Consider the following 18,031-nt stretch of genomic DNA (forward strand, 5'->3'; position numbering starts at 1 on the left):
GCTCACTCCCCGCCGCGCAGCACGGAGTTGCCCTCGTGGGTGGCATCGGGCGGGGCGACGTCCAGGTTCAGCCGGCCGCTGAGGCCGTAGAACGCGACGGGGTTACGCCACAGCACCCGGTCGACGTTGTCCTCGGTGAAGCCCTCGGCCAGCATCAGGTCGCCGACCCCGCGGGTCTTGAGGGGGTCGCTGCGGCCCCAGTCGGCGGCAGAGTTCACCAGCACCCGGTCGGGACCGTACGCGCGAAGGATCGCGACCATCCGCTCCTCGTCCATCTTGGTGTCCGGATAGACGGAGAAGCCCAGCCAACAGCCGCTGTCCTTGGCCTCTTTGACGGTGGTCTCGTTGAGGTGGTCGACCAGGACCCGCTCCGGGGACAGCGCGGACTCCCCGACGACGTCGAGGGTGCGGCGCAGGCCGGCGAGTTTGTCGCGGTGCGGGGTGTGGACGAGCGCGGGCAGCTCGTGGTCGGCGGCGAGCTGGAGCTGGGCGGCGAGAGCGGTGTCCTCGGCGGGGGTCATCGAGTCGTAGCCGATCTCTCCGACGGCCACCACCTGGTCCTTGACGAGATACCGGGGCAGTTCGTCGAGGACGGGGACGCAGCGCGGGTCGTTCGCCTCCTTGGGGTTGAGGGCGAGCGTGCAGTGGTGGGCGATGCCGTACTGGGCGGCGCGGAAGGGCTCCCAGCCCAGCAGCGAGTCGAAGTAGTCGAGGAAGGAGGCGGGAGAGGTGCGGGGCTGCCCGAGCCAGAAGGACGGCTCGACGACGGCCCGCACGCCGGCGGCGCGCATGGCCTCGTAGTCGTCGGTGGTGCGGGAGGTCATGTGGATGTGGGGGTCGAAGATGCGCATCAGAGTTCCTCGCCGTCGTGGTTGCCCTGCGTGGCCGGTGGGGCGGCCGTGGGGTCGGTCAGGGTCAGGACGCGGTACAGGTCTTCGGGGACCGGGCGGCCCGCTGCGGTGCGTTCGGCGGCGTAGTCGCCGAGCATGCGGGCGAGTTCCGCGTCGCCGTGGGCACGGCGGTCCAGGTCGGCCACGACGTCGACGGGCACACCGGTGAAAAGGCACTTCAGGACGGCATGACGCCACTGGTGGACAGGCAGGTGCCGGGCGGCATACGGGCCGACCGCGGCGGCGAGGAGGCTGGTGTCGTTGGTGCGCAGGGCGTCCTCGACGAGCGGCAGGGCGTCCGGGCCGGGTACCAGGTGGGGCAGGGCGTGCAGGACGGCCCGGCGTTCGGCGGCGGTGCCCTGGAGGTAGACCCGGGTGAGGGCGTCGGTGTCGGCGAGGGCCGCGTGCAGGATGAGGACGCGTACGGCGTCGGCGTGCGCGGAGCCGCAGCGGCGTCCGGCCTCGGCGAGCCGCAGCTCCCACACGGAGATGGGGCCGTGCGTGCCGGGATGTGCGGCGGCCTCGTCGAGGGCCTGGTCGAGCCAGGCGCGGGCGGTTCCGCCTAGGTGGGTGGCGATACGGCTGTGCAGATCGGCCGGCGGGGTGCGGGCGAGGGTGGTGCCCTGGATGCCTGCCGCCGGGGTCGCCGGGTCGGCGTGGGTGTGGGTCATGAGGTGCTCCCTTGTGAGGGCGCCGCCGCGTGACGGAGGAACGGAAGGGACAGTTCTGCGAAGTGGGGGCCGGCGTGGGAGTGGCGGGGCAGTTCGACGACGGTCAGGCCCTGGTAGCCGACGGCGGACAGAGCGGCGAGTACCGGCGGGAAGTCGATCTCCCCGGCGCCGAGAGGGAGGTGTTCATGGACGCCGCGGCGCATGTCCTCGATCTGGACGTGGCGCAGCCAGGGGCCGGCGGCACGTACGCACTCGGCGGGCGACAAGGGCTCAAGGCACTGGCAGTGGCCGATGTCCAGGGTCAGGCCCAGGTTCTCCGGGTCGCCGAGGGAACGGCGGAGTCGGTGGAAGTCCGCGAGGGTGGCGAGGAGGTGGCCGGGCTCGGGTTCGACGGCCAGGGGAATGCCGGCCCGGGTGGCGGCGTCCAGGACGGGGGCGAGCGTCTCGGCCAGACGCTTCCATGCCGTGTCCGGGTCCGTCCCCGCCGGCGTGATCCCGCTGAAGCAGTGGACGGCGTGCGCACCAAGGCCGGCGGCCACCCGGACCGCGCGGATCAGCAGGTCGACGCGTCGGGCACGGTCGTCCGGGTCGGGGTCCAGCAAGGAGGGACCGTGTTTGCGCCGGGGGTCGAGCACATAGCGGGCGCCCGTCTCCACGGTGACCGACAGCCCGAGCTCGTCCAGCCGGTGCGCGAGGCGGCGGGTGCGGGTGGTCAGGTCCGGCGCGAGCGGGTCCAGGTGCATGTGGTCGAGGGTCAGCCCGACGCCGTCGTAGCCGAGGTCGGCGAGGAGGGCGAGGGCGTCGTCGAGACGGAGGTCGGCGAGGCCGTTGGTTCCGTAGCCGAAGCGGAGGGGGTGGGCTTCGGAGGAGCGCGGGGTCGTCGCGGGACCGGGCGACGGGAGGTCCGCCCCGGCGTGCGGTCCGGCCTCGCGGTGGAGGGCCTCGGGGTTCATGTGACGCTCACCTTCCTCGCGAACCTCCCGGCGAGCGGGGCCAGGGCCGCCGTGAGCAGCGCGGTGACCGGGGCGCCGGAGCGGGCGGAGAGGGCGGCCTGGAGGGGGATGGTGGCGCGGATGCCACCGCCGACGGCTCGTTGGGTGAGCGGGGGTGACGGGTTGAGGGCGGCGTGGAAGTAGGGGCGGGCCGCGGTCGTGGCGTAGGCGGCGGCGAGCGCGGTACACAGGGCGAGGTCGGACGGGGACGCAAAAACGCCTGGCCCCGGCCTCGTGGAGGGACGTGTCAGGAGCCGGGCCAGTGCGGTGGTCGTGGCCAGGGCCGTCAGGGGGACGAGGGGTGCGCCGCCCTGGGTCTCCCGCCGTGAGACGGTCGTGACCGTGAGGGTGTGCGCGCCGAGGAGGGCGGCGGACGGAAGGGCTCGGCGCAGGCCGCTCGCGGTGCGGGGGGCCGGGATCGTCCCCGCATTCCTGGACGTCCGCGAGCTCGTCGAGGCCGTGGCACCGAGCAGCAGGTCCAGGCCGCGGGCCGCCGCCATGGCGACGGGACCTGCCGGGGTGCGCTTGAGGCCGAGGTCGTACGCCCAGACGGTGGCCGCCAAACTCGTCGCGACGGCGAGGGTGGGGCGGCCGGCGCAGGCGGCCAGGGAGAGGCCGGCTCCGGTGAAGGCGCCGGCCGCCGCGAGAGCCGCGGCGGGGCGGATGCGGCCGGAAGGAAGGGGACGGTGCGGGCGTTCCGCGGCGTCCTCGTGCCGGTCGGCCCAGTCGTTGAGGGCCATGCCGGCCTCGTACAGACAGAGGGAGGAGCAGATGGCGAGCAAGGTGCGCGAGTTCGGGCGCGGGGCGGCCGCGGCCGCCCCGGCGAGGGCGTCGCCCGGGACGGTGAACAGGGCGGGCAGGCGCAGCAGTTCGGCCCAGGCCGCTCTTGCGGACCGGGCTCCGGCCGCGTTGCCGGCGCCACCGCTCGGGCCGCTCATCGCACTTCACCCCGCAACCGCTCCCCGAACCCCACCAGGGCCGCGTACTGCTCCCCCAGCGCCGACGGACCTTCCCCCACCGGGTCCTTGAAGTAGAAGCCCAGCTCGGTCAGCGGGCCGGTCAGACCCCGCTCGTGGGCGCGGGCGGCCAGGCGGGCCAGGTCGAGGACCAGAGGGGCGGCCAGGGCGGAGTCGCAGCCCTGCCAGGTGGTCTGGAGGATCATCCGGGCGCCGAGGAAGCCGTCGAAGGCGATGTGGTCCCAGGCGGTCTTCCAGTCGCCGAGGACGGGGACGTCGTCGATGTGGACCTCGCCCTCGGGGACCGAGCCGAGGGTGTCGGCGAGGACCCGCTCCTTGCCCGCGTTCTTCGCCGCCGCGGCCGCCGGGTCGGCGAGGGCGGCTCCGTCACCGCCGCCCAGCAGATTGGTGCCGGACCAGGCCCGCACGGCGAGCGCCCGCTGCCTGAACATCGGGCCCAGCACCGAGCGGAGCAAGGTCTGGCCGGTCTTGCCGTCCCGGCCGGCGTACGGCAGCCCGGAGGACGCGGCGAGCGGCGCGAGCGCCGGGTGGTGCAGGCCGGTCGACGGGGTGAAGTTCACGTACGGGCAGCCGGCACGCAGGGCCGCCGCCGCGTAGAGGGAGCTGGGGGGCAGGTCGGTGCCGGTTGCCGCCGGCTCCGTGGAGGCGACGTTCACCACGACCGCCCGGTCCAGGTCCCGTCGTCGGACGAAGTCCCGTATGTCCGCGGCGAAGGCGGCGATCAGCTCGTCCTCGCTCCGGGTGTCCCCCGGGGCCGGGCCGCCGGGTCGGATCTCGCGGTCGGCGGCGGTCAGTTCGGCGCCGATCGCCGCGGTAAGGCCGTACGGCAGGACACCGCCGGCGGCCAGTGCTTCCGCCCGTTTGGGCAGCGGGCAGTCCAGGGTGTCGTGGCCGCCGAAGACGAGGTTCGCCAGGGCAGGCAGGCCGCTGTCGGCGAACTCGGGCGTCTCGGTGACCAGGCCGGTCGGTGGGTGCAGGCCGGCGCTCACGGCGGCGCAGCCCGCCACCACGGTGGTGGCGACGGAGCCACGCGCCCCGATCAGCCACACACCGACGCGCGATGCGGAAACGGACGCGGACATGGGCGGCCTCCTTGTCGAACACGTCGTAGGAACACCGGGTCGTGAGAACACCGGGTCGCAAGAACAGCGGGGCATACGACCGCTGGGTCCGTACGACCGCTGGGCAGTCGCGGCCGCTGGGGCAGTCGCGGCTCCGCCTGAGCCGTACGAACACCCGGCGGTCGTACACACTCCGAGGTGGGAAAAGACGGCGGGCGGGAGTCCGGCGTCCCCCGCCCGCCGCCGCTCAGTCGCCCTGCGACGCCGTTCGCGCCGAGGACTTCGCGGGCAGTTCCTTGATCCGGATGTCACGGAAGGACACCCGGTCGTCGGCTCCGTGGTTCTGGATGCCGACATGGCCGTCCCTGAGACTCCGGGCCGGATCGGTGTTGGTGAAATCGTTGATCTTCACGCCGTTGAGCCAGACGCGAAGGCGTTCGCCCTCCACGCGGATCTCGTACGTGTTCCACTCCCCCGGCGGGTTCAGCGCGCGGTCACGCTTGGCCAGGTCGGCGGACCGGAAGCCGTAGACGGAACCGGTGGTCTTCTCCGGCACGTCGGTGGCGTCGATCTGGATCTCGTACCCGTTGTTCACCGCCGACCACGGGTCGGCCGAGGGCGGGAAGCCGACGAACACACCGGAGTTGTCGTCGCCGGACTCGCTCGCCATCCTCCAGTCGAGCTTCAGCGAGTACGACCCGAAGCCCCGGTCGACGTACCAGAGCATGCCCATGCCGCCCGACGAGGTGATCGTGCCGTCGTCGTCCAGGGTGAAGGATCCCGGCCCGGCCTGCTGCCAGCCATCCAGCGAGCCGCCGTCGAAGAGCGGACGGTATCCGGTCTCCGGTCGACAGTCCGCCTGGACATCGCCTATCGCATACAGGATTCCGCCGGCCAGGTGTCTACGGAAGGCGGGATCCGCGTACGACTCCTTCGTGTGACCGCCGCCCGTGTAGAAGGCGCGGCCGCCCTGGTAGGTCTGGCACCAGGCGATCGGGTGGTCGCCGTGCATGGTGCCGCCGGTGTACGACGACTCGTCGAGCGAGGCGAGGACATGGGCCCGTTCCCGGGGATTCGAGCGGTAGTTGTACCACTCGTCGGTGCGTTCCCAGGTCTTCGGCAGGTCCGAGGTCGCCGGGTGGGCGCGGTCCTCCACGGTGACGGTCGCTGGCTGGATCGCCGGGTGCGACTCGAAGTAGGCGCCGGCGAGGCCGCCGTAGAACTCCCAGTCGTACTCGGTGTCGGCGGCCGCGTGGACGCCGACGTAGCCGCCGCCGTGCCGGATGTAGCCCTCGAAGGCCGCCTGTTGGGTGGGTCCGAGGACGTCTCCGGTCGTCGACAGGAACACGACCGCGTCGTACCGCCGCAGGTTGCGTCCGGTGAACGCGCCCGCGTCCTCCGTGGCGTCGACCTTGAACCCGGCACTCTCGCCGAGCTGCTGGACGGCGGCGACCCCGTCGGGGATCGAGTCGTGGCGGAAGCCGGCCGTCTTGGAGAAGACGAGGACCCGTTTGTCGTCGGCCGGCTGTGAGGCGGCCGGTTCCGAGACGCAGCCCAGGAGCAGCGCCGTGCCCACAATTGCCGTGGTCAGACGTCCGGTTGAGTGCATCGTGGTCACCTCCTGTCAGCCGGTCGTGAAGGTGAAGTCGTCCACGTCGTACAGGGCTCCGGAGCCACTGCCCTTGAAGACCAGGTACAGCGTGGTCGTGCCGCGCGGGGCGCGGGACAGGTCGGCGGTGACGTCCTGGAAGGTGTCCCAGCCGCCGGTCACCGGCACGGTCGCCTTCCCGAGCAGCGTGCCCTTCGCGGACCCGGCGCGGATCTCGAGCGTGCCGCCCGTGCCGGCCGAGGAGACCCGTGCGGTGATCTTCTTGGCGTTGCCGAGGGCGTACGGCGTGAATGCGATCCAGTCGCCGTTGTGCACGTCCCCGACCGTCTTCCCGCCGTGCGCGGTGTCCTTGTCGACGACCGTGATGCCGGAGGAGGTGCCGAAGTGCTCGGCCTGGCGGTGCTTGGGCTGGACGACGTTCTGGTCGTGGGTGGTGAGCGGGGCCTGGCCGCCGCCTCCGCCGTCGGTGTACTCGGCGTCGAACACGCCGAAGATGTTGGCGTCGTCGTCGTGGCCGCCGTCGGCGCTGGTCTGGATGGTGCCGGTGCAGCCGTTCGCCGAGGTCACCGGGTGGCCGTGGCTGTCGTGGCCCAGGACGAAGGTGACCTTGACCTTCGAGCAGTCGATGTTCCTGCCGTCCTCGGGGTCGGTGACCCGGACCTTGAACGGGATCGCGTCGCCGAAGCTGAACAGCTGGCCGTCGCGCGGGAGTTCAAGCGTCACCTTGGGCGCGGTGTTGCCCACGACGATCTGCACGCTCGCGCTGCCGGTGCGTCCGCTCGGGTCCTTGGCGGTCAGGGTCGCGGTGTAGGTGCCGTTCTTGCGGTACGTGTGGGTCGGGTTCGCCGCGGTCGACGTGCTGCCGTTGCCGAAGTCCCAGCTGTAGGTGAGGGCGTCGCCGTCCTGGTCGGTGGTGCCCGAGGAGGAGAAGCCCACCTTCAGCGGGGCCTGTCCCGAGGTCCGGCTCGCCGCGGCCTGCGCGACCGGGGAGTGGCCGTCGGTGGCGTTCTCGATGCGGTACAGGGCCGAGTTCTCGTCGCCGCCGAACCAGGCCAGGCCGTAGTCGAGGACGTACAGCGCGCCGTCGGGGCCGAAGGCCATGTCCATGATCTGGGTGCCGGACCACGGCACGTCGTTGATGGACTGCACGGTGCCGCTGTCGTCGCTGACGATCCGCTTGATCCAGCGCCGTCCGAACTCCCCGGCGAAGAAGTCGCCGTCGTAGGCCTCGGGGAACTTCACCGGCGAGTCGAGCGAGGCGTCGTAGTGGTAGACCGGGCCGCCCATCGGGGACTCGGAGCCGGTGCCGAACTCGGGCACGGACCCGCCGTCGTAGGGGATCCACGCCGGCTGGGCGGGCGGCAGGTCGGTGAGGCCGGTGTTGTGCGGCGAGGTGTTCTTCGGTGCGCTGCAGTCGAACGGTGCACCGGATACACCGGTCGCGAAATCGTATGCGATGTACGGGTCATTGTCGCCCGTACAGAACGGCCATCCGAAGTTCCCGGGACCGGTGACCCGCGCGAACTCCACCTGGCCGGCCGGTCCGCGGGCCGGGTCGGCGGCGCCGGCGTCGGGGCCGTAGTCGCCGACGTAGAGGATGCCGGTCTCCTTGTCGACGCTGAAGCGGAACGGGTTGCGGAAGCCCATCGCGTAGATCTCGGGCCGGGTCTTGTCCGTGCCGGGTGCGAAGAGGTTGCCGTCGGGGACCGTGTAGGAGCCGTCGTCGTTCACCTTGATGCGCAGGATCTTGCCGCGCAGGTCGTTGGTGTTGCCGGACGAGCGCCGGGCGTCGAAGGCGGGGTTGCGGCCGTCCCGGTCGTCGATGGGGGTGAAGCCGTCCGACTGGAACGGGTTGGTGTCGTCGCCCGTCGACAGGTACAGGTTGCCCGCCGCGTCGAAGTCGATGTCGCCGCCGACGTGGCAGCACAGGCCGCGCGAGGCCGGGACGTCGAGGATCTTCTTCTCGCTGGCGGCGTCGAGGGTGCCGTCGGTGTTCAGGACGAACCGGGAGAGGCGGTTGACGCCGTCGAAGGGCGCGAAGTCGGCCGCGGTGCCCGTCTCGGGGGCGTCGCCCGCCGGGGTGTTCAACGGGGGTGCGTAGTAGAGGTAGATGAAGCGGTTGGTCGTGAAGTCCGGGTCCACGCCGATGCCTTGGAGGCCCTCTTCGTCGTGGGAGTACACGTCCAGCTTGCCGGCGAGTTTGGTGTTGCCCGCCGCGTCGGTCAGGCGGAGTTCGCCGTCGCGCGAGGTGTGCAGGACCGAACGGTCGGGGAGGACGGCGAGCGACATCGGCTCGCCGACCTCCGGCTCGCCCTTGGCGAGGGTGACCTGCTGGAAGTCCTCGGCGGCCAAGGCGGCCGGGGCGGCGGGTGCGGCTCCCGGGTCGGCGACGGCTGCGCCGGCCTGTGGTGTGGTGAGGGTGAGGGACGCGCCCGCGAGCAGTGCCCCGGTGAAGAGGGCGGCTGCCTTGCGGAAGGGCAGGCGTCGTCTGTGGGTCTCGATTCTGTCGGTGCTGGTGGTGCGGTCGTTCCCGTGCACGGGTGCCTCCAGAATGGGGCCGGTTGTACATGCGGGTGCGCTTCGCCGGGATGCGCCGTCATCCCGGAACTCACTGAAGAGGCAACGAGCTTGCTCTACTCGTTGCCGCCGAACGCCGCGTCGAAGGAAGCCGACGGCGGCTCGAAGTCGTACGCCTTGAGGCGGGCCAGGGCCTCCGGGGCTCCCTGCAGCCGGTCCATGCCGGCGTCCTCCCACTCCACGGAGATGGGTCCCCGGTAGTCGATGGAGCGCAGCATCCGGAAGACGTCCTCCCAGGGGACGTCGCCGTGGCCCGCGGAGACGAAGTCCCAGCCGCGGCGCGGGTCGCCCCAGGGCAGGTGGGAGCCGAGGCGGCCGTTGCGGCCGTCGAGGCGCTTGCGGGCCTCTTTGCAGTCGACGTGGTAGATGCGGTCGCGGAAGTCCCAGAGGAAGCCGACCGGGTCGAGGTCCTGCCACACGAAGTGGCTCGGGTCGAAGTTGAGGCCGAAAGCCGGTCGACGGTCGACCGCATCCAGCGCGCATACAGTCGTCCAGTAATCGTATGCAATCTCGCTGGGGTGGACCTCGTGCGCGAACCGCACGCCCTCCGCGTCGAAGACGTCGAGGATCGGATTCCACCGTTCGGCGAAGTCCTCGTAGCCACGCTTGATCATCGACTCCGGCGCGGGCGGGAACATGGCGACCAGATGCCAGATCGAGGAGCCGGTGAAGCCGATGACGGTGTCGACGCCGAAGGCGGCCGCGGCGCGGGCGGTGTCGGCGATCTCGGCCGCCGCCCGCCGCCGTACGCCCTCCGCGTCACCGTCGCCCCAGATACGGGCCGGCAGGATCGCCTGGTGCCGTTCGTCGATGATGGCGTCGCAGACCGCCTGGCCCACCAGGTGGTTGGAGATGGCCCAGCACTTGAGGCCGTACTTGTCGAGGAGCTGGTGGCGCGAGTCGATGTACGACGGGTCGGCGAGTGCCTTGTCGACCTCGAAGTGGTCGCCCCAGCAGGCGAGTTCGAGGCCGTCGTAGCCGAAGTCGCGGGCGAGGCGGCAGACCTCTTCGAGCGGCAGGTCGGCCCACTGGCCGGTGAAGAGCGTGAAGGTGCGCGGCATGTCGCGGGGCCTCCTCAGGCCGCTATGGGCGTGTAGACGGAGTTCTTCTCGGCGCTCTCCTCCACCGCGGCCAGGACGCGCTGCACCTGGAGCCCGTCGGCGAAGGAGGGTTCGGGCCTGCGGCCCTCGGCGATCGCGTGGACCAGGTCACGGGCCTGGTGGACGAAGGTGTGCTCGTAGCCGAGGCCGTGGCCCGGCGGCCACCAGGCGTCCAGGTAGGGGTGGTCGGGTTCGGTGACGAGGATGCGGCGGAAGCCGGCGTGCGCTCCGGGCTCCGTACCGTCGTGGTACGTGAGTTCGTTGAGGCGCTCCAGGTCGAAGGCGAGCGAGCCGAGTTCGCCGTTGAGTTCGATGCGCAGGGCGTTCTTGCGGCCGGTGGCGTACCGGGTGGCCTCGAAGGAGGCGAGGGCGCCGGAGGTGAAGCGGCCGGTGAACAGGGCGGCGTCGTCCACGGTGACCTGACCGGTGCCGTGGGCGGAGACCGCGGTCAGGCCGCTGCTGGGGCCGGTGGGCAGCGGGCGCTCCCGTACGAACGTCTCGGTGAGCGCGGAGACTCCGGCCAGGGGCTCCCCCGCCAGGTACTGGGCGAGGTCGACGATGTGCGCCCCCAGGTCACCGAGCGAGCCCGAGCCCGCCACCTCCCTGCGCAGCCGCCAGGTGAGCGGGAACTCCCGGTCCACCAGCCAGTCCTGAAGGTACGTCACCCGCACGTGGCGCAGGCTGCCGAGGCGGCCCTCGGCGACCATCGAACGGGCCAGGGCGGTGGCGGGCACCCGGCGGTAGTTGAAGCCGACCATCGCCACCTGGCCCTGCTGGTACGCCGTTTCGGCCGCCCGCGTCATCGCCTCGGCCTCCTCGACGGTGTTCGCGAGGGGCTTCTCGCACAGCACGTGCTTGCCCGCGGCCAGCGCGGCGAGGGCGATCTCGGCGTGGCTGTCGCCGGGGGTGCAGATGTCGACGAGGTCGATGTCGTCCCGCGCGATCAGGGCACGCCAGTCGGTCTCGGCGGACGCCCAGCCGTGCCGGTCGGCCGCCGCGCGGACGGCCACCGCGTCCCGCCCGCACAGCGCGGCCAGGACCGGGGTGCGGGGCAGGTCGAAGACGCGGCCCGCGGTCCGCCAGCCCTGGGAGTGGGCGGCGCCCATGAAGGCGTAACCGATCATGCCGACGCGCAGCGGCGGTTTCTCGGCGGCGGCCGGCTGCGGGCTGCCCGCCTCGGCCCGCTCCGGACGGTCGGCCCCGGCCATGTCCGGCCCCTTCGCCTCCGCTCCTGCTGACTGCTGCGGCTGTGCCATGGGCGATGTCCTCCTCGTCGTGGTGGCGCGGTGGGGGGTGCAGCCCGGTCCGTCGAGGAACCGGGCGCCTTCGGCGGAACGCCTCACTTGAAGCCGGTGGACATGTACTGGTCGACGTTGTCCTTGTCCACGACGGCGGAGTAGAGCGTGATCGACGCCGGGATCTCGTACTCGGCGAGGCCGCTCACGCCCTTGGCCTGGCCGAGGGCGCGGGCGAGGTCGATCGCGGACGCGGCCATGGTCGGCGGGTAGAGGACGGTCGCCTTCAGGACGCCGTTGTCCTGCTTGATGGCCTGGAAGGCGGACAGCGCGCCCGCACCGCCGACCATCAGGAAGTCGTCGCGCCCGGCCTGCTCGATGGCGCGCAGCGCGCCCACGCCCTGGTCGTCGTCGTGGTTCCACAGGGCGTCGAACTTCGACTGGGCCTGCAGGAGTTGGGCCATCTTGGCCTGCCCCGACTCGACCGTGAAGTCGGCCGCCTGGCGGGCCACCTTGCGGATGTTGGGGTAGTTCTTCAGCGCGTCGTCGAAGCCCTGGGTGCGCTGCTTGGTCAGCTCCAGGTTGTCGAGGCCGGCCAGTTCGATGACCCGCGCGCCGGACTTCCCCTTGAGCTTCTCGCCGATGTAGTGACCGGCGCTGAGGCCCATGCCGTAGTTGTCGCCGCCGATCCAACAGCGGTACGCCTGCGGGGTGTTGAAGATCCGGTCGAGGTTGACGACCGGGATGCCCGCGCGCATCGCCTTGAGGCCGACCTGGGTCAGGGCCTTGCCGTCGGCGGGCAGGACGACCAGGACGTCGACCTTCTTGTTGATGAGGGTCTCGATCTGCCCGATCTGCTGGGCGGTGTCGTTCGAACCCTCGGTGATCTCCAGGGTGACGTCGGAGTACTTCTCGGCCCGCTTCTTGGCGTTGTCGTTGATGGCGTTGAGCCAGCCGTGGTCGGCCTGCGGGCCGGCGAAGCCGATGGTGACCTCCTTGCCGGGCTTGTCCTCGGCGGCGGGCTGGTCGTTCGCGGCCGGCTCGTCGTCACTGGAGTCGTTGCTGGTGCAACCTGCGAGGAGGGCACCGGCCGAGACGGCGGCGGTCCCGAAGAGCAGTCCTCTGCGACTGGTGAAGCGGCTGGGGTAAGTCGGCTCTGGCATGGCGGTGAACCCTTTCCTCAGTTCGTGCTCGCGGTACGGCGCTGGACCAGCACGGCGGCGACGATGATCGCGCCCTTGGCGATCTGCTGGACGTCGCTCTGCAGGTTGTTCAGGGCGAAGATGTTGGTGATCGTGGTGAAGATCAGGACGCCGAGCACGGAGCCGGTGATGGTGCCGCGACCCCCGCTGAGCAGGGTTCCGCCGATGATGGCGGCCGCGATGGCGTCGAGTTCGTAGAGGTTGCCGTTGGTGTTCTGGCCGGAGCCGGACAGGATGATCAGCAGGAAGGCGGCGATGCCGCAGCACAGTCCGGACAGCAGGTAGAGGTACAGCCGCTGGCGGCGTACGTCGATGCCGGCGAGCCGGGCGGCCTCCGCGTTGCCGCCGACGGCGACCGTGCGGCGTCCGAAGGTGGTCCGGTTCAGCACCAGCCAGCCGATGATCGTCACGACCGCGAACACCATCACCAGGGGCGGGACGCCGAGCACGTAGGAGTCGCGTTCGCCGAGGTCGAGGATGCCGTCGACGGTGACGATCTGCGTACGGCCGTCGGTGATCTGCAGGGCGAGTCCGCGCGCGGAGGCCAGCATGGCGAGGGTGGCGATGAACGGGACCATCCCGCCGTACGCGATGAGCAGCCCGTTGACCAGGCCGCACCCGACACCGACGATCACCGCGGTGAAGAGGATGCCCGCGAAGCCGTACTCCTGCGTGGCGACCGTGGTCGCCCACACCGAGGCGAGCGCGACGATGGCGCCGACGGACAGGTCGATGCCGCCCGAGGTGATGACGAAGGTCATCCCGACGGTGACGACACCGATCACCGAGGCCTGGGTGAGGACGAGTTGGAGGTTGCGGGTGTCGAGGAACTCGTCCGGCTTGGTGATGCCTCCGATGAGGATCAGCGCGGCGAGCACTCCGAGGAGGGAGAGGGTGCGCACGTCGGCGCGGAACATCAGGGACCGCCAGGCGGGGGCTTCGTTCGTCGACGGCACCTTGTCGGCGCTGTCCCGGGGCGGGGAGACGGGCTGCGTCATGACGCGGGGCTTCCTTCCATGACGAGGTCGAGTACGCGGTGTTCGTCGAGGTCGCGGGCGGGTGCCGTGTGGACGACGCGGCCCTCGCGCAGCACCAGGACACGATCGGCGAGGCCCAGCACCTCGGGGACCTCGCTGGAGACCAGCAGCACGGCGAGGCCTTCGTCAGCCAGTCGACGGACGACTGCATACAGTTCGGCGCGGGCGCCGACGTCGACCCCGCGGGTCGGTTCGTCGAGCAGCAGCACCCGGCAGCCGCGCAGCAGCCAGCGGGCCAGGACGGCCTTTTGCTGGTTGCCGCCGGACAGGGTGCGGATCGGAACGTTCGGGTTGTCGGGACGCAGCGACAGCTCGCGGGTCGCGGCCCGCGCGGCCCCCAGTTCGGCGCCCCGGTCGATCCAACCGGCTCGCGCGAAGCGGGACATGGAGGAGACGGAGACATTGCGGGTGACCGACTCCAGCATCAGCAGGGCCTGCGCCTTGCGTTCCTCGGGGGCGAGTCCGAGGCCGGCGCGGACGGCGGCACGGACGCTGCCGGGCCGCAGCGGGCGTCCGTCGACGCTGACCTGGCCGGCGGTGGGCTTGCGGGCACCGTAGATCGTCTCCAGGATCTCGGAGCGGCCCGAGCCGACGAGTCCGGCGAGGCCGACGATCTCGCCGGGACGGATGCTCAGGTCGAGGGACTCGAACTCGCCCTCGCGGGCCAGCCCGCGCACCTGAAGGACCGGTGTGCCGCCGGGGGCCGACGCCGGCCGCTCGGGAAACACGTACTCCACGTTGCGTCCCGTCATCAGCGCGACGACCTCGCGGGTCGGCGTCGACTTCGCGGGCAGTCCGACCGCGACCGCCCGCCCGTCCTTCAGGACGGTCACCCGGTCGCCGATGCGGCGGATCTCCTCGAGCCGGTGGGAGATGTAGACGACCGCGACACCGTCGGCGGTGAGGTCGCCGACGATCCGGAAGAGGTTGTCGACCTCGTCCGGGTCGAGGGCGGCGGACGGCTCGTCCATCACGATCAGCCGTACGTCGTGCGAGAGTGCCCGCGCCATGGACACGATCTGCTGCTGGGCGGCCGACAACTCCCCCACCAGGCGGGCCGGATCGATCTCCGGATGCCCAAGTCGCTTGAGCAGAGCGGCCGTTGATGCTTTTGCCGCCTTGCCCCGTACGACGAAACCGGCGGCCGTGGGTTCGTGGCCGAGGTGGACGTTCTCCGCCACCGACAGGTGTTCCACCAGGTCGAGTTCCTGGTAGATGGTGGCGATGCCGAGGCGCATCGCGGCGATCGGCGAGCGGAGGGTGACGTCCTCGCCGCGCCAGCGGATGGTGCCGGTGTCGGGCTGGTGGGCGCCGGCCAGGACCTTGATGAGGGTGGACTTGCCGGCGCCGTTCTGGCCGAGCAGGCAGTGCACCTCTCCGGCCTGGACGTCGAGGTCGACGCCGTCGAGGGCCCGGACTCCGGGGAACGACTTGGTGATGCCGGACATGCTGAGCAGCGTTGGTTCGGGTGCCATGTGCGGGTCCCCCTGGCAGGCGTGCGGGCCGGAATCAGGGCAGGGCGGGGTAGGGCGAGGTGCCCCATGAGCTGTATGCAGTCGGCGATATGCCGTATGAAGTCGGTTGGCTGATGGAGGAAGTCGGCTGGTGAGGGTATGAAGTCGGCTGTGGAGCGTATGGGCGTGGAGCGTACGAAGTCGGCGCTTATGCGGGTGAGAACAGGTGGTCGCTGATGAGGCGGGCCGCGCCGATGACTCCGGCGGTGGGACCCAGCTCCCCCAGGACGATGGGCAGGTTGCCGGTGGCCAGCGGCAGTGACTGGCGGTAGACCTGGGTGCGGATGGCGGCGAGCAGGGTGTGGCCGAGGCCGGTCACCCCGCCGCCGATCACCACCAGGCCGGGGTTGAAGAAGCTGACCAGGCCGGCGATGACCTGGCCGACGCGGTCGCCGCCCTCACGGATCAGGTCGAGGGCGGTGGCGTCGCCCGCGGCGGCCGCGGCGGCGACGTCGACGGCGGTGAGGCCGCCGTTCGTCTCCAGGCGGGTCGCGAGTTCCACCGACAGACCCTGCTGGGCCGCGTCCGTGGCGTCCCGGGCGAGGGCTGCCCCGCTGAAGTGGGCTTCCAGGCAGCCCCGGTTGCCGCAGGCGCACGGTCGTCCGTCGGGCACGGCCTGGATGTGGCCGATGTCGCCCGCGCTGCCCGTCACCCCGCGGTGGACGTCACCGCCGGCGACGATGCCGCAGCCGATGCCGGTACCGATCTTGACGCAGAGGAAGTCGCCCACGGAGCGTGCGACGCCCGCGTGCATCTCCCCCAGCGCCATCAGGTTCACATCGTTGTCGACCATGACCGGGCAGCCGAGATCCTGGCTGAGCGCCTCCCGCACGGGGAAGCCGTCCCAGCCCGGCATGATCGGCGGGGCCACCGGCACGCCCTCGGGGAAACGGACCGGGCCGGGGACGCCGAAGCCGGCGCCGTCGTACCCCTCCGCGAGTCCCGAGGCCCTCAACTTGGCGGCCATGGACAGGACTTGCTCGAAGACCGCGACCGGGCCCTCGCGTACGTCCATGGGCTGGTTGAGATGGCCGAGGATCTCCAGTTCGGCGTTGGTGACGGCGACGTCGACCGAGGTCGCGCCGATGTCGACGCCGAGGAACCGCAGGCTGGGGGCGAGCCTGATGTTGTGGGAGCGGCGGCCGCCGCGCGAGGCGGCGAGTCCGTCGGCCACGACCAGGCCGGTCTCCAGCAACCGGTCGACCTCCACGGCCAGCTTGGACCGCGACAGGTCGACCTGATCTCCCAGTTGGGCACGGGAGTTGGGGCCGCCGTCCCGCAGCAGCTTCAGCAGGCGGGCCTGATGCGCGTTCGCGGGTCGAGCCGTCATGCGTCTCACGAGCCCCTCCCCGCCTCAATCGGCCACCGGTTGGCTGGCTTTCGAGGGGAACGTAGCAGTGGCTGCCGAAGGTGGGAAGAAGTCGTGCACGGATTGCCGCAGACTTTTTCTCCTCACAGGACAAAGACGGTCCGCACCCTGGTGCCTCCCGCCCCGGCGCCGCAGGATGGGCACGAGACCCGGGCCGGGCACGGCCCGGGCCGAGAGGGGGACCGTGTGATTCTGGTGACGGGCGCCACGGGGAATGTGGGGGCCGAACTCGTCGGCGCCCTGGCCGAGGCCGGTCGGCCGGTGCGGGCGCTGAGCCGGACCGGCCGGACGGACGGGTTGCCGTCGGGGGCGTCGGGGGTGGAGGCCGTGGCCGGCGACCTGAACCGGCCAAAGACCGTGCGGGACGCGCTGGACGGCGTGACCGCCCTGTTCCTGATGCCTGGTTACGGCGGTCAGCGCCAGGTCCTGGCGGATGCGCGGGACGCGGGAGTGGAGCGGGTCGTCCTGCTGTCGGGGAAGTCGGCGGGCACCGGCGACACGGTTAACGCGGTCGCCGGCTATCTGATCGACGCGGAGACGGCGGTGCGGGAGTCGGGGCTCGCGTGGACCTGCCTGCGGCCGACCAGCTTCATGTCGAACGCGCTGCAACTGGCCGACCAGATCCGCAAGGGCGACACGGTGCGGGTGCCCTTCCCGGACGTGTACACCACCGACATCGATCCGTACGACATCGCGCAGGCCGCCCTGAGTGCCCTGCTGTCCGACGAGTTCGCGGGCCGGGCTCTCGAACTGACCGGCCCCGAGGCGCTGTTGCCCGCCGATCGCGTCCGCGTCCTCGGCGAGGTGCTGGGGCGGGACCTGCGCGCCGTTGGACTGACGCACGAGGAGACGCGCGCCGAGCTGGAGGCGCGCATGCCGACGCCGTACGTCGACGCGTTCTTCGCCTTCTTCGTCGACGGCACCCTGGACGAGTCGGTGGTCCTGCCGACGGTCCAGGAGGTCACCGGCCGGGCGCCGCGCGCCTTCGCCGACTGGGCGAGGGCGCACGCGGACGCGTTCTGAGCGGCGGACGCCGTGAGGTCAGCAGCCCGGGAGGCCGGCAGCTGAGGTCAGCAGGTCCCGGCGCGCACGGTACGTACCGTGTGGATCAAGGCTGTTGGCGGGCGTGGTACGAGCGGCGGGTGTGCTCGGTGTGTTCCCGCATGAGCTCGGTGGCGCGCTGTTCGTCGCGGTCGGCGATCGCCGCGATCAGGTCCCGGTGTTCGATCCAGGACTGGTTGCCGCGCTGCCGGGCGACCGGTGTGTAGTACCAGCGCACCCGCCGGTCGACCTGTGCCGCGAGTTCGGCGAGGACCGCGTTGCCCGCGAGCTCCATGACCTTTCCGTGGAAGCGGGCGTTCAGGGCGACGGCGGCGTCCACGTCGTCCGAGGCGACCGCCAGCCTGCCCTGCTTCAGGATCTCTTCCAGCACCTGGATGCCGGCCTTGTCCGCGTTCGCGGCGGCCAGCCGGGCGGCCTCGGCCTCCAACAGGGTGCGCACGGTGAGGAGTTGGTCGGCCTCCTCCTCGGTCGGCTCGTGCACGAACGCGCCCTGGGCGGGGCGCAGATCGACCCAGCCCTCGGTGTTCAGCCGCTGCAGGGCCTCGCGCACCGGCTGCCGGGAGACTCCGAGATGCCCGGCCAGTTCGCTCTCCACGAGATGCTGGCCGGGCTGCAGGGCGCGGGTGGTGATGAGTTCGAGCAGCGCCTCGTAGACGCGGTCCCGCAGTGGACCCGGCCGTTCGAGCTTGGGCACTGCTCCCTGCGGCAGTCCTGTCGACAACATCGCGGTCCCCC

The 18,031-nt window shown here is 71.5% G+C and carries 15 protein-coding genes; 1 reads left to right on the forward strand and 14 read right to left on the reverse strand.

Annotated elements, in window-relative coordinates; genetic code table 11:
* Positions 1–2 precede the first annotated feature (2 nt).
* The 13 genes from OG252_RS10950 to OG252_RS11010 form a co-directional block, all read right to left on the reverse strand.
* A complete protein-coding gene (locus OG252_RS10950) occupies positions 3–851 on the reverse strand; it encodes a TatD family hydrolase (RefSeq protein WP_329335561.1) in 849 nt (282 codons plus the stop codon).
* Positions 851–1,561, reverse strand: coding sequence for an EboA domain-containing protein (locus OG252_RS10955; protein ID WP_329335563.1), 711 nt, complete (start codon positions 1,559–1,561; stop codon positions 851–853). Before OG252_RS10955 ends, OG252_RS10950 begins: the two co-directional genes overlap by 1 nt.
* The gene (locus OG252_RS10960) at positions 1,558–2,514 is read right to left on the reverse strand and encodes a sugar phosphate isomerase/epimerase family protein (protein ID WP_329335565.1); all 957 of its coding nucleotides are present in this window, start codon (positions 2,512–2,514) and stop codon (positions 1,558–1,560) included. The genes OG252_RS10955 and OG252_RS10960 overlap by 4 nt, the downstream gene beginning before the upstream one ends.
* Entirely contained in the window at positions 2,511–3,491 is a 981-nt protein-coding gene (locus tag OG252_RS10965) for an SCO3242 family prenyltransferase (protein ID WP_329335567.1), read from the reverse strand. The genes OG252_RS10960 and OG252_RS10965 overlap by 4 nt, the downstream gene beginning before the upstream one ends.
* Positions 3,488–4,612 (reverse strand): inositol-3-phosphate synthase, encoded by a 1,125-nt coding sequence (locus OG252_RS10970; protein ID WP_266450133.1) that lies wholly within the window; start codon positions 4,610–4,612, stop codon positions 3,488–3,490. Before OG252_RS10970 ends, OG252_RS10965 begins: the two co-directional genes overlap by 4 nt.
* 226 nt (positions 4,613–4,838) lie before the next feature.
* On the reverse strand, positions 4,839–6,200 hold the full coding sequence (locus OG252_RS10975) for a ThuA domain-containing protein (RefSeq protein WP_329335569.1): 1,362 nt from the start codon (positions 6,198–6,200) through the stop codon (positions 4,839–4,841).
* 15 nt (positions 6,201–6,215) lie between these two features.
* On the reverse strand, positions 6,216–8,738 hold the full coding sequence (locus OG252_RS10980; RefSeq protein WP_329335572.1) for a PQQ-dependent sugar dehydrogenase: 2,523 nt from the start codon (positions 8,736–8,738) through the stop codon (positions 6,216–6,218).
* Between the two features lie 95 nt (positions 8,739–8,833).
* Positions 8,834–9,838, reverse strand: coding sequence for a sugar phosphate isomerase/epimerase family protein (locus tag OG252_RS10985; protein ID WP_266450129.1), 1,005 nt, complete (start codon positions 9,836–9,838; stop codon positions 8,834–8,836).
* A 14-nt stretch (positions 9,839–9,852) separates the two neighbouring features.
* Entirely contained in the window at positions 9,853–11,133 is a 1,281-nt protein-coding gene (locus tag OG252_RS10990) for a Gfo/Idh/MocA family protein (RefSeq protein ID WP_329335575.1), read from the reverse strand.
* Between the two features lie 83 nt (positions 11,134–11,216).
* Positions 11,217–12,275: a substrate-binding domain-containing protein gene (locus OG252_RS10995; protein WP_266450125.1), complete on the reverse strand. Its 1,059-nt coding sequence runs from the start codon at positions 12,273–12,275 to the stop codon at positions 11,217–11,219.
* Between the two features lie 17 nt (positions 12,276–12,292).
* Positions 12,293–13,312 (reverse strand): ABC transporter permease, encoded by a 1,020-nt coding sequence (locus tag OG252_RS11000; RefSeq protein WP_266450124.1) that lies wholly within the window; start codon positions 13,310–13,312, stop codon positions 12,293–12,295.
* Positions 13,309–14,826, reverse strand: coding sequence for a sugar ABC transporter ATP-binding protein (locus OG252_RS11005; RefSeq protein ID WP_266450122.1), 1,518 nt, complete (start codon positions 14,824–14,826; stop codon positions 13,309–13,311). The genes OG252_RS11000 and OG252_RS11005 overlap by 4 nt, the downstream gene beginning before the upstream one ends.
* Positions 14,827–15,013: 187 nt before the next feature.
* Positions 15,014–16,195, reverse strand: coding sequence for an ROK family transcriptional regulator (locus OG252_RS11010; RefSeq protein ID WP_266450121.1), 1,182 nt, complete (start codon positions 16,193–16,195; stop codon positions 15,014–15,016).
* A gap of 225 nt (positions 16,196–16,420) precedes the next feature.
* Between OG252_RS11010 and OG252_RS11015 the strand changes: the two genes are divergently transcribed.
* Positions 16,421–17,257 (forward strand): NAD(P)H-binding protein, encoded by an 837-nt coding sequence (locus OG252_RS11015; RefSeq protein ID WP_329335579.1) that lies wholly within the window; start codon positions 16,421–16,423, stop codon positions 17,255–17,257.
* A gap of 85 nt (positions 17,258–17,342) precedes the next feature.
* On the opposite strand, the gene OG252_RS11020 is transcribed toward OG252_RS11015, so the two are convergent.
* A complete protein-coding gene (locus tag OG252_RS11020; protein WP_266450118.1) occupies positions 17,343–18,020 on the reverse strand; it encodes a GntR family transcriptional regulator in 678 nt (225 codons plus the stop codon).
* Positions 18,021–18,031 lie beyond the last annotated feature (11 nt).

The organism is Streptomyces sp. NBC_01352, from assembly GCF_036237295.1.
Classification (GTDB): Bacteria; Actinomycetota; Actinomycetes; order Streptomycetales; family Streptomycetaceae; genus Streptomyces; species Streptomyces plumbiresistens.

Coding starts and splice junctions, on each gene's coding strand:
- OG252_RS10965 (WP_329335567.1), bottom strand. CDS start 3,491: ATGAGCGGCCCGAGCGGTGGCGCCGGCAACGCGGCCGGAGCCCGGTCC.
- OG252_RS10985 (WP_266450129.1), bottom strand. CDS start 9,838: ATGCCGCGCACCTTCACGCTCTTCACCGGCCAGTGGGCCGACCTGCCG.
- OG252_RS10970 (WP_266450133.1), bottom strand. CDS start 4,612: ATGTCCGCGTCCGTTTCCGCATCGCGCGTCGGTGTGTGGCTGATCGGG.
- OG252_RS11020 (WP_266450118.1), bottom strand. CDS start 18,020: ATGTTGTCGACAGGACTGCCGCAGGGAGCAGTGCCCAAGCTCGAACGG.
- OG252_RS11010 (WP_266450121.1), bottom strand. CDS start 16,195: ATGACGGCTCGACCCGCGAACGCGCATCAGGCCCGCCTGCTGAAGCTG.
- OG252_RS10975 (WP_329335569.1), bottom strand. CDS start 6,200: ATGCACTCAACCGGACGTCTGACCACGGCAATTGTGGGCACGGCGCTG.
- OG252_RS11005 (WP_266450122.1), bottom strand. CDS start 14,826: ATGGCACCCGAACCAACGCTGCTCAGCATGTCCGGCATCACCAAGTCG.
- OG252_RS10955 (WP_329335563.1), bottom strand. CDS start 1,561: ATGACCCACACCCACGCCGACCCGGCGACCCCGGCGGCAGGCATCCAG.
- OG252_RS10990 (WP_329335575.1), bottom strand. CDS start 11,133: ATGGCACAGCCGCAGCAGTCAGCAGGAGCGGAGGCGAAGGGGCCGGAC.
- OG252_RS10960 (WP_329335565.1), bottom strand. CDS start 2,514: ATGAACCCCGAGGCCCTCCACCGCGAGGCCGGACCGCACGCCGGGGCG.
- OG252_RS11000 (WP_266450124.1), bottom strand. CDS start 13,312: ATGACGCAGCCCGTCTCCCCGCCCCGGGACAGCGCCGACAAGGTGCCG.
- OG252_RS10950 (WP_329335561.1), bottom strand. CDS start 851: ATGCGCATCTTCGACCCCCACATCCACATGACCTCCCGCACCACCGAC.
- OG252_RS10995 (WP_266450125.1), bottom strand. CDS start 12,275: ATGCCAGAGCCGACTTACCCCAGCCGCTTCACCAGTCGCAGAGGACTG.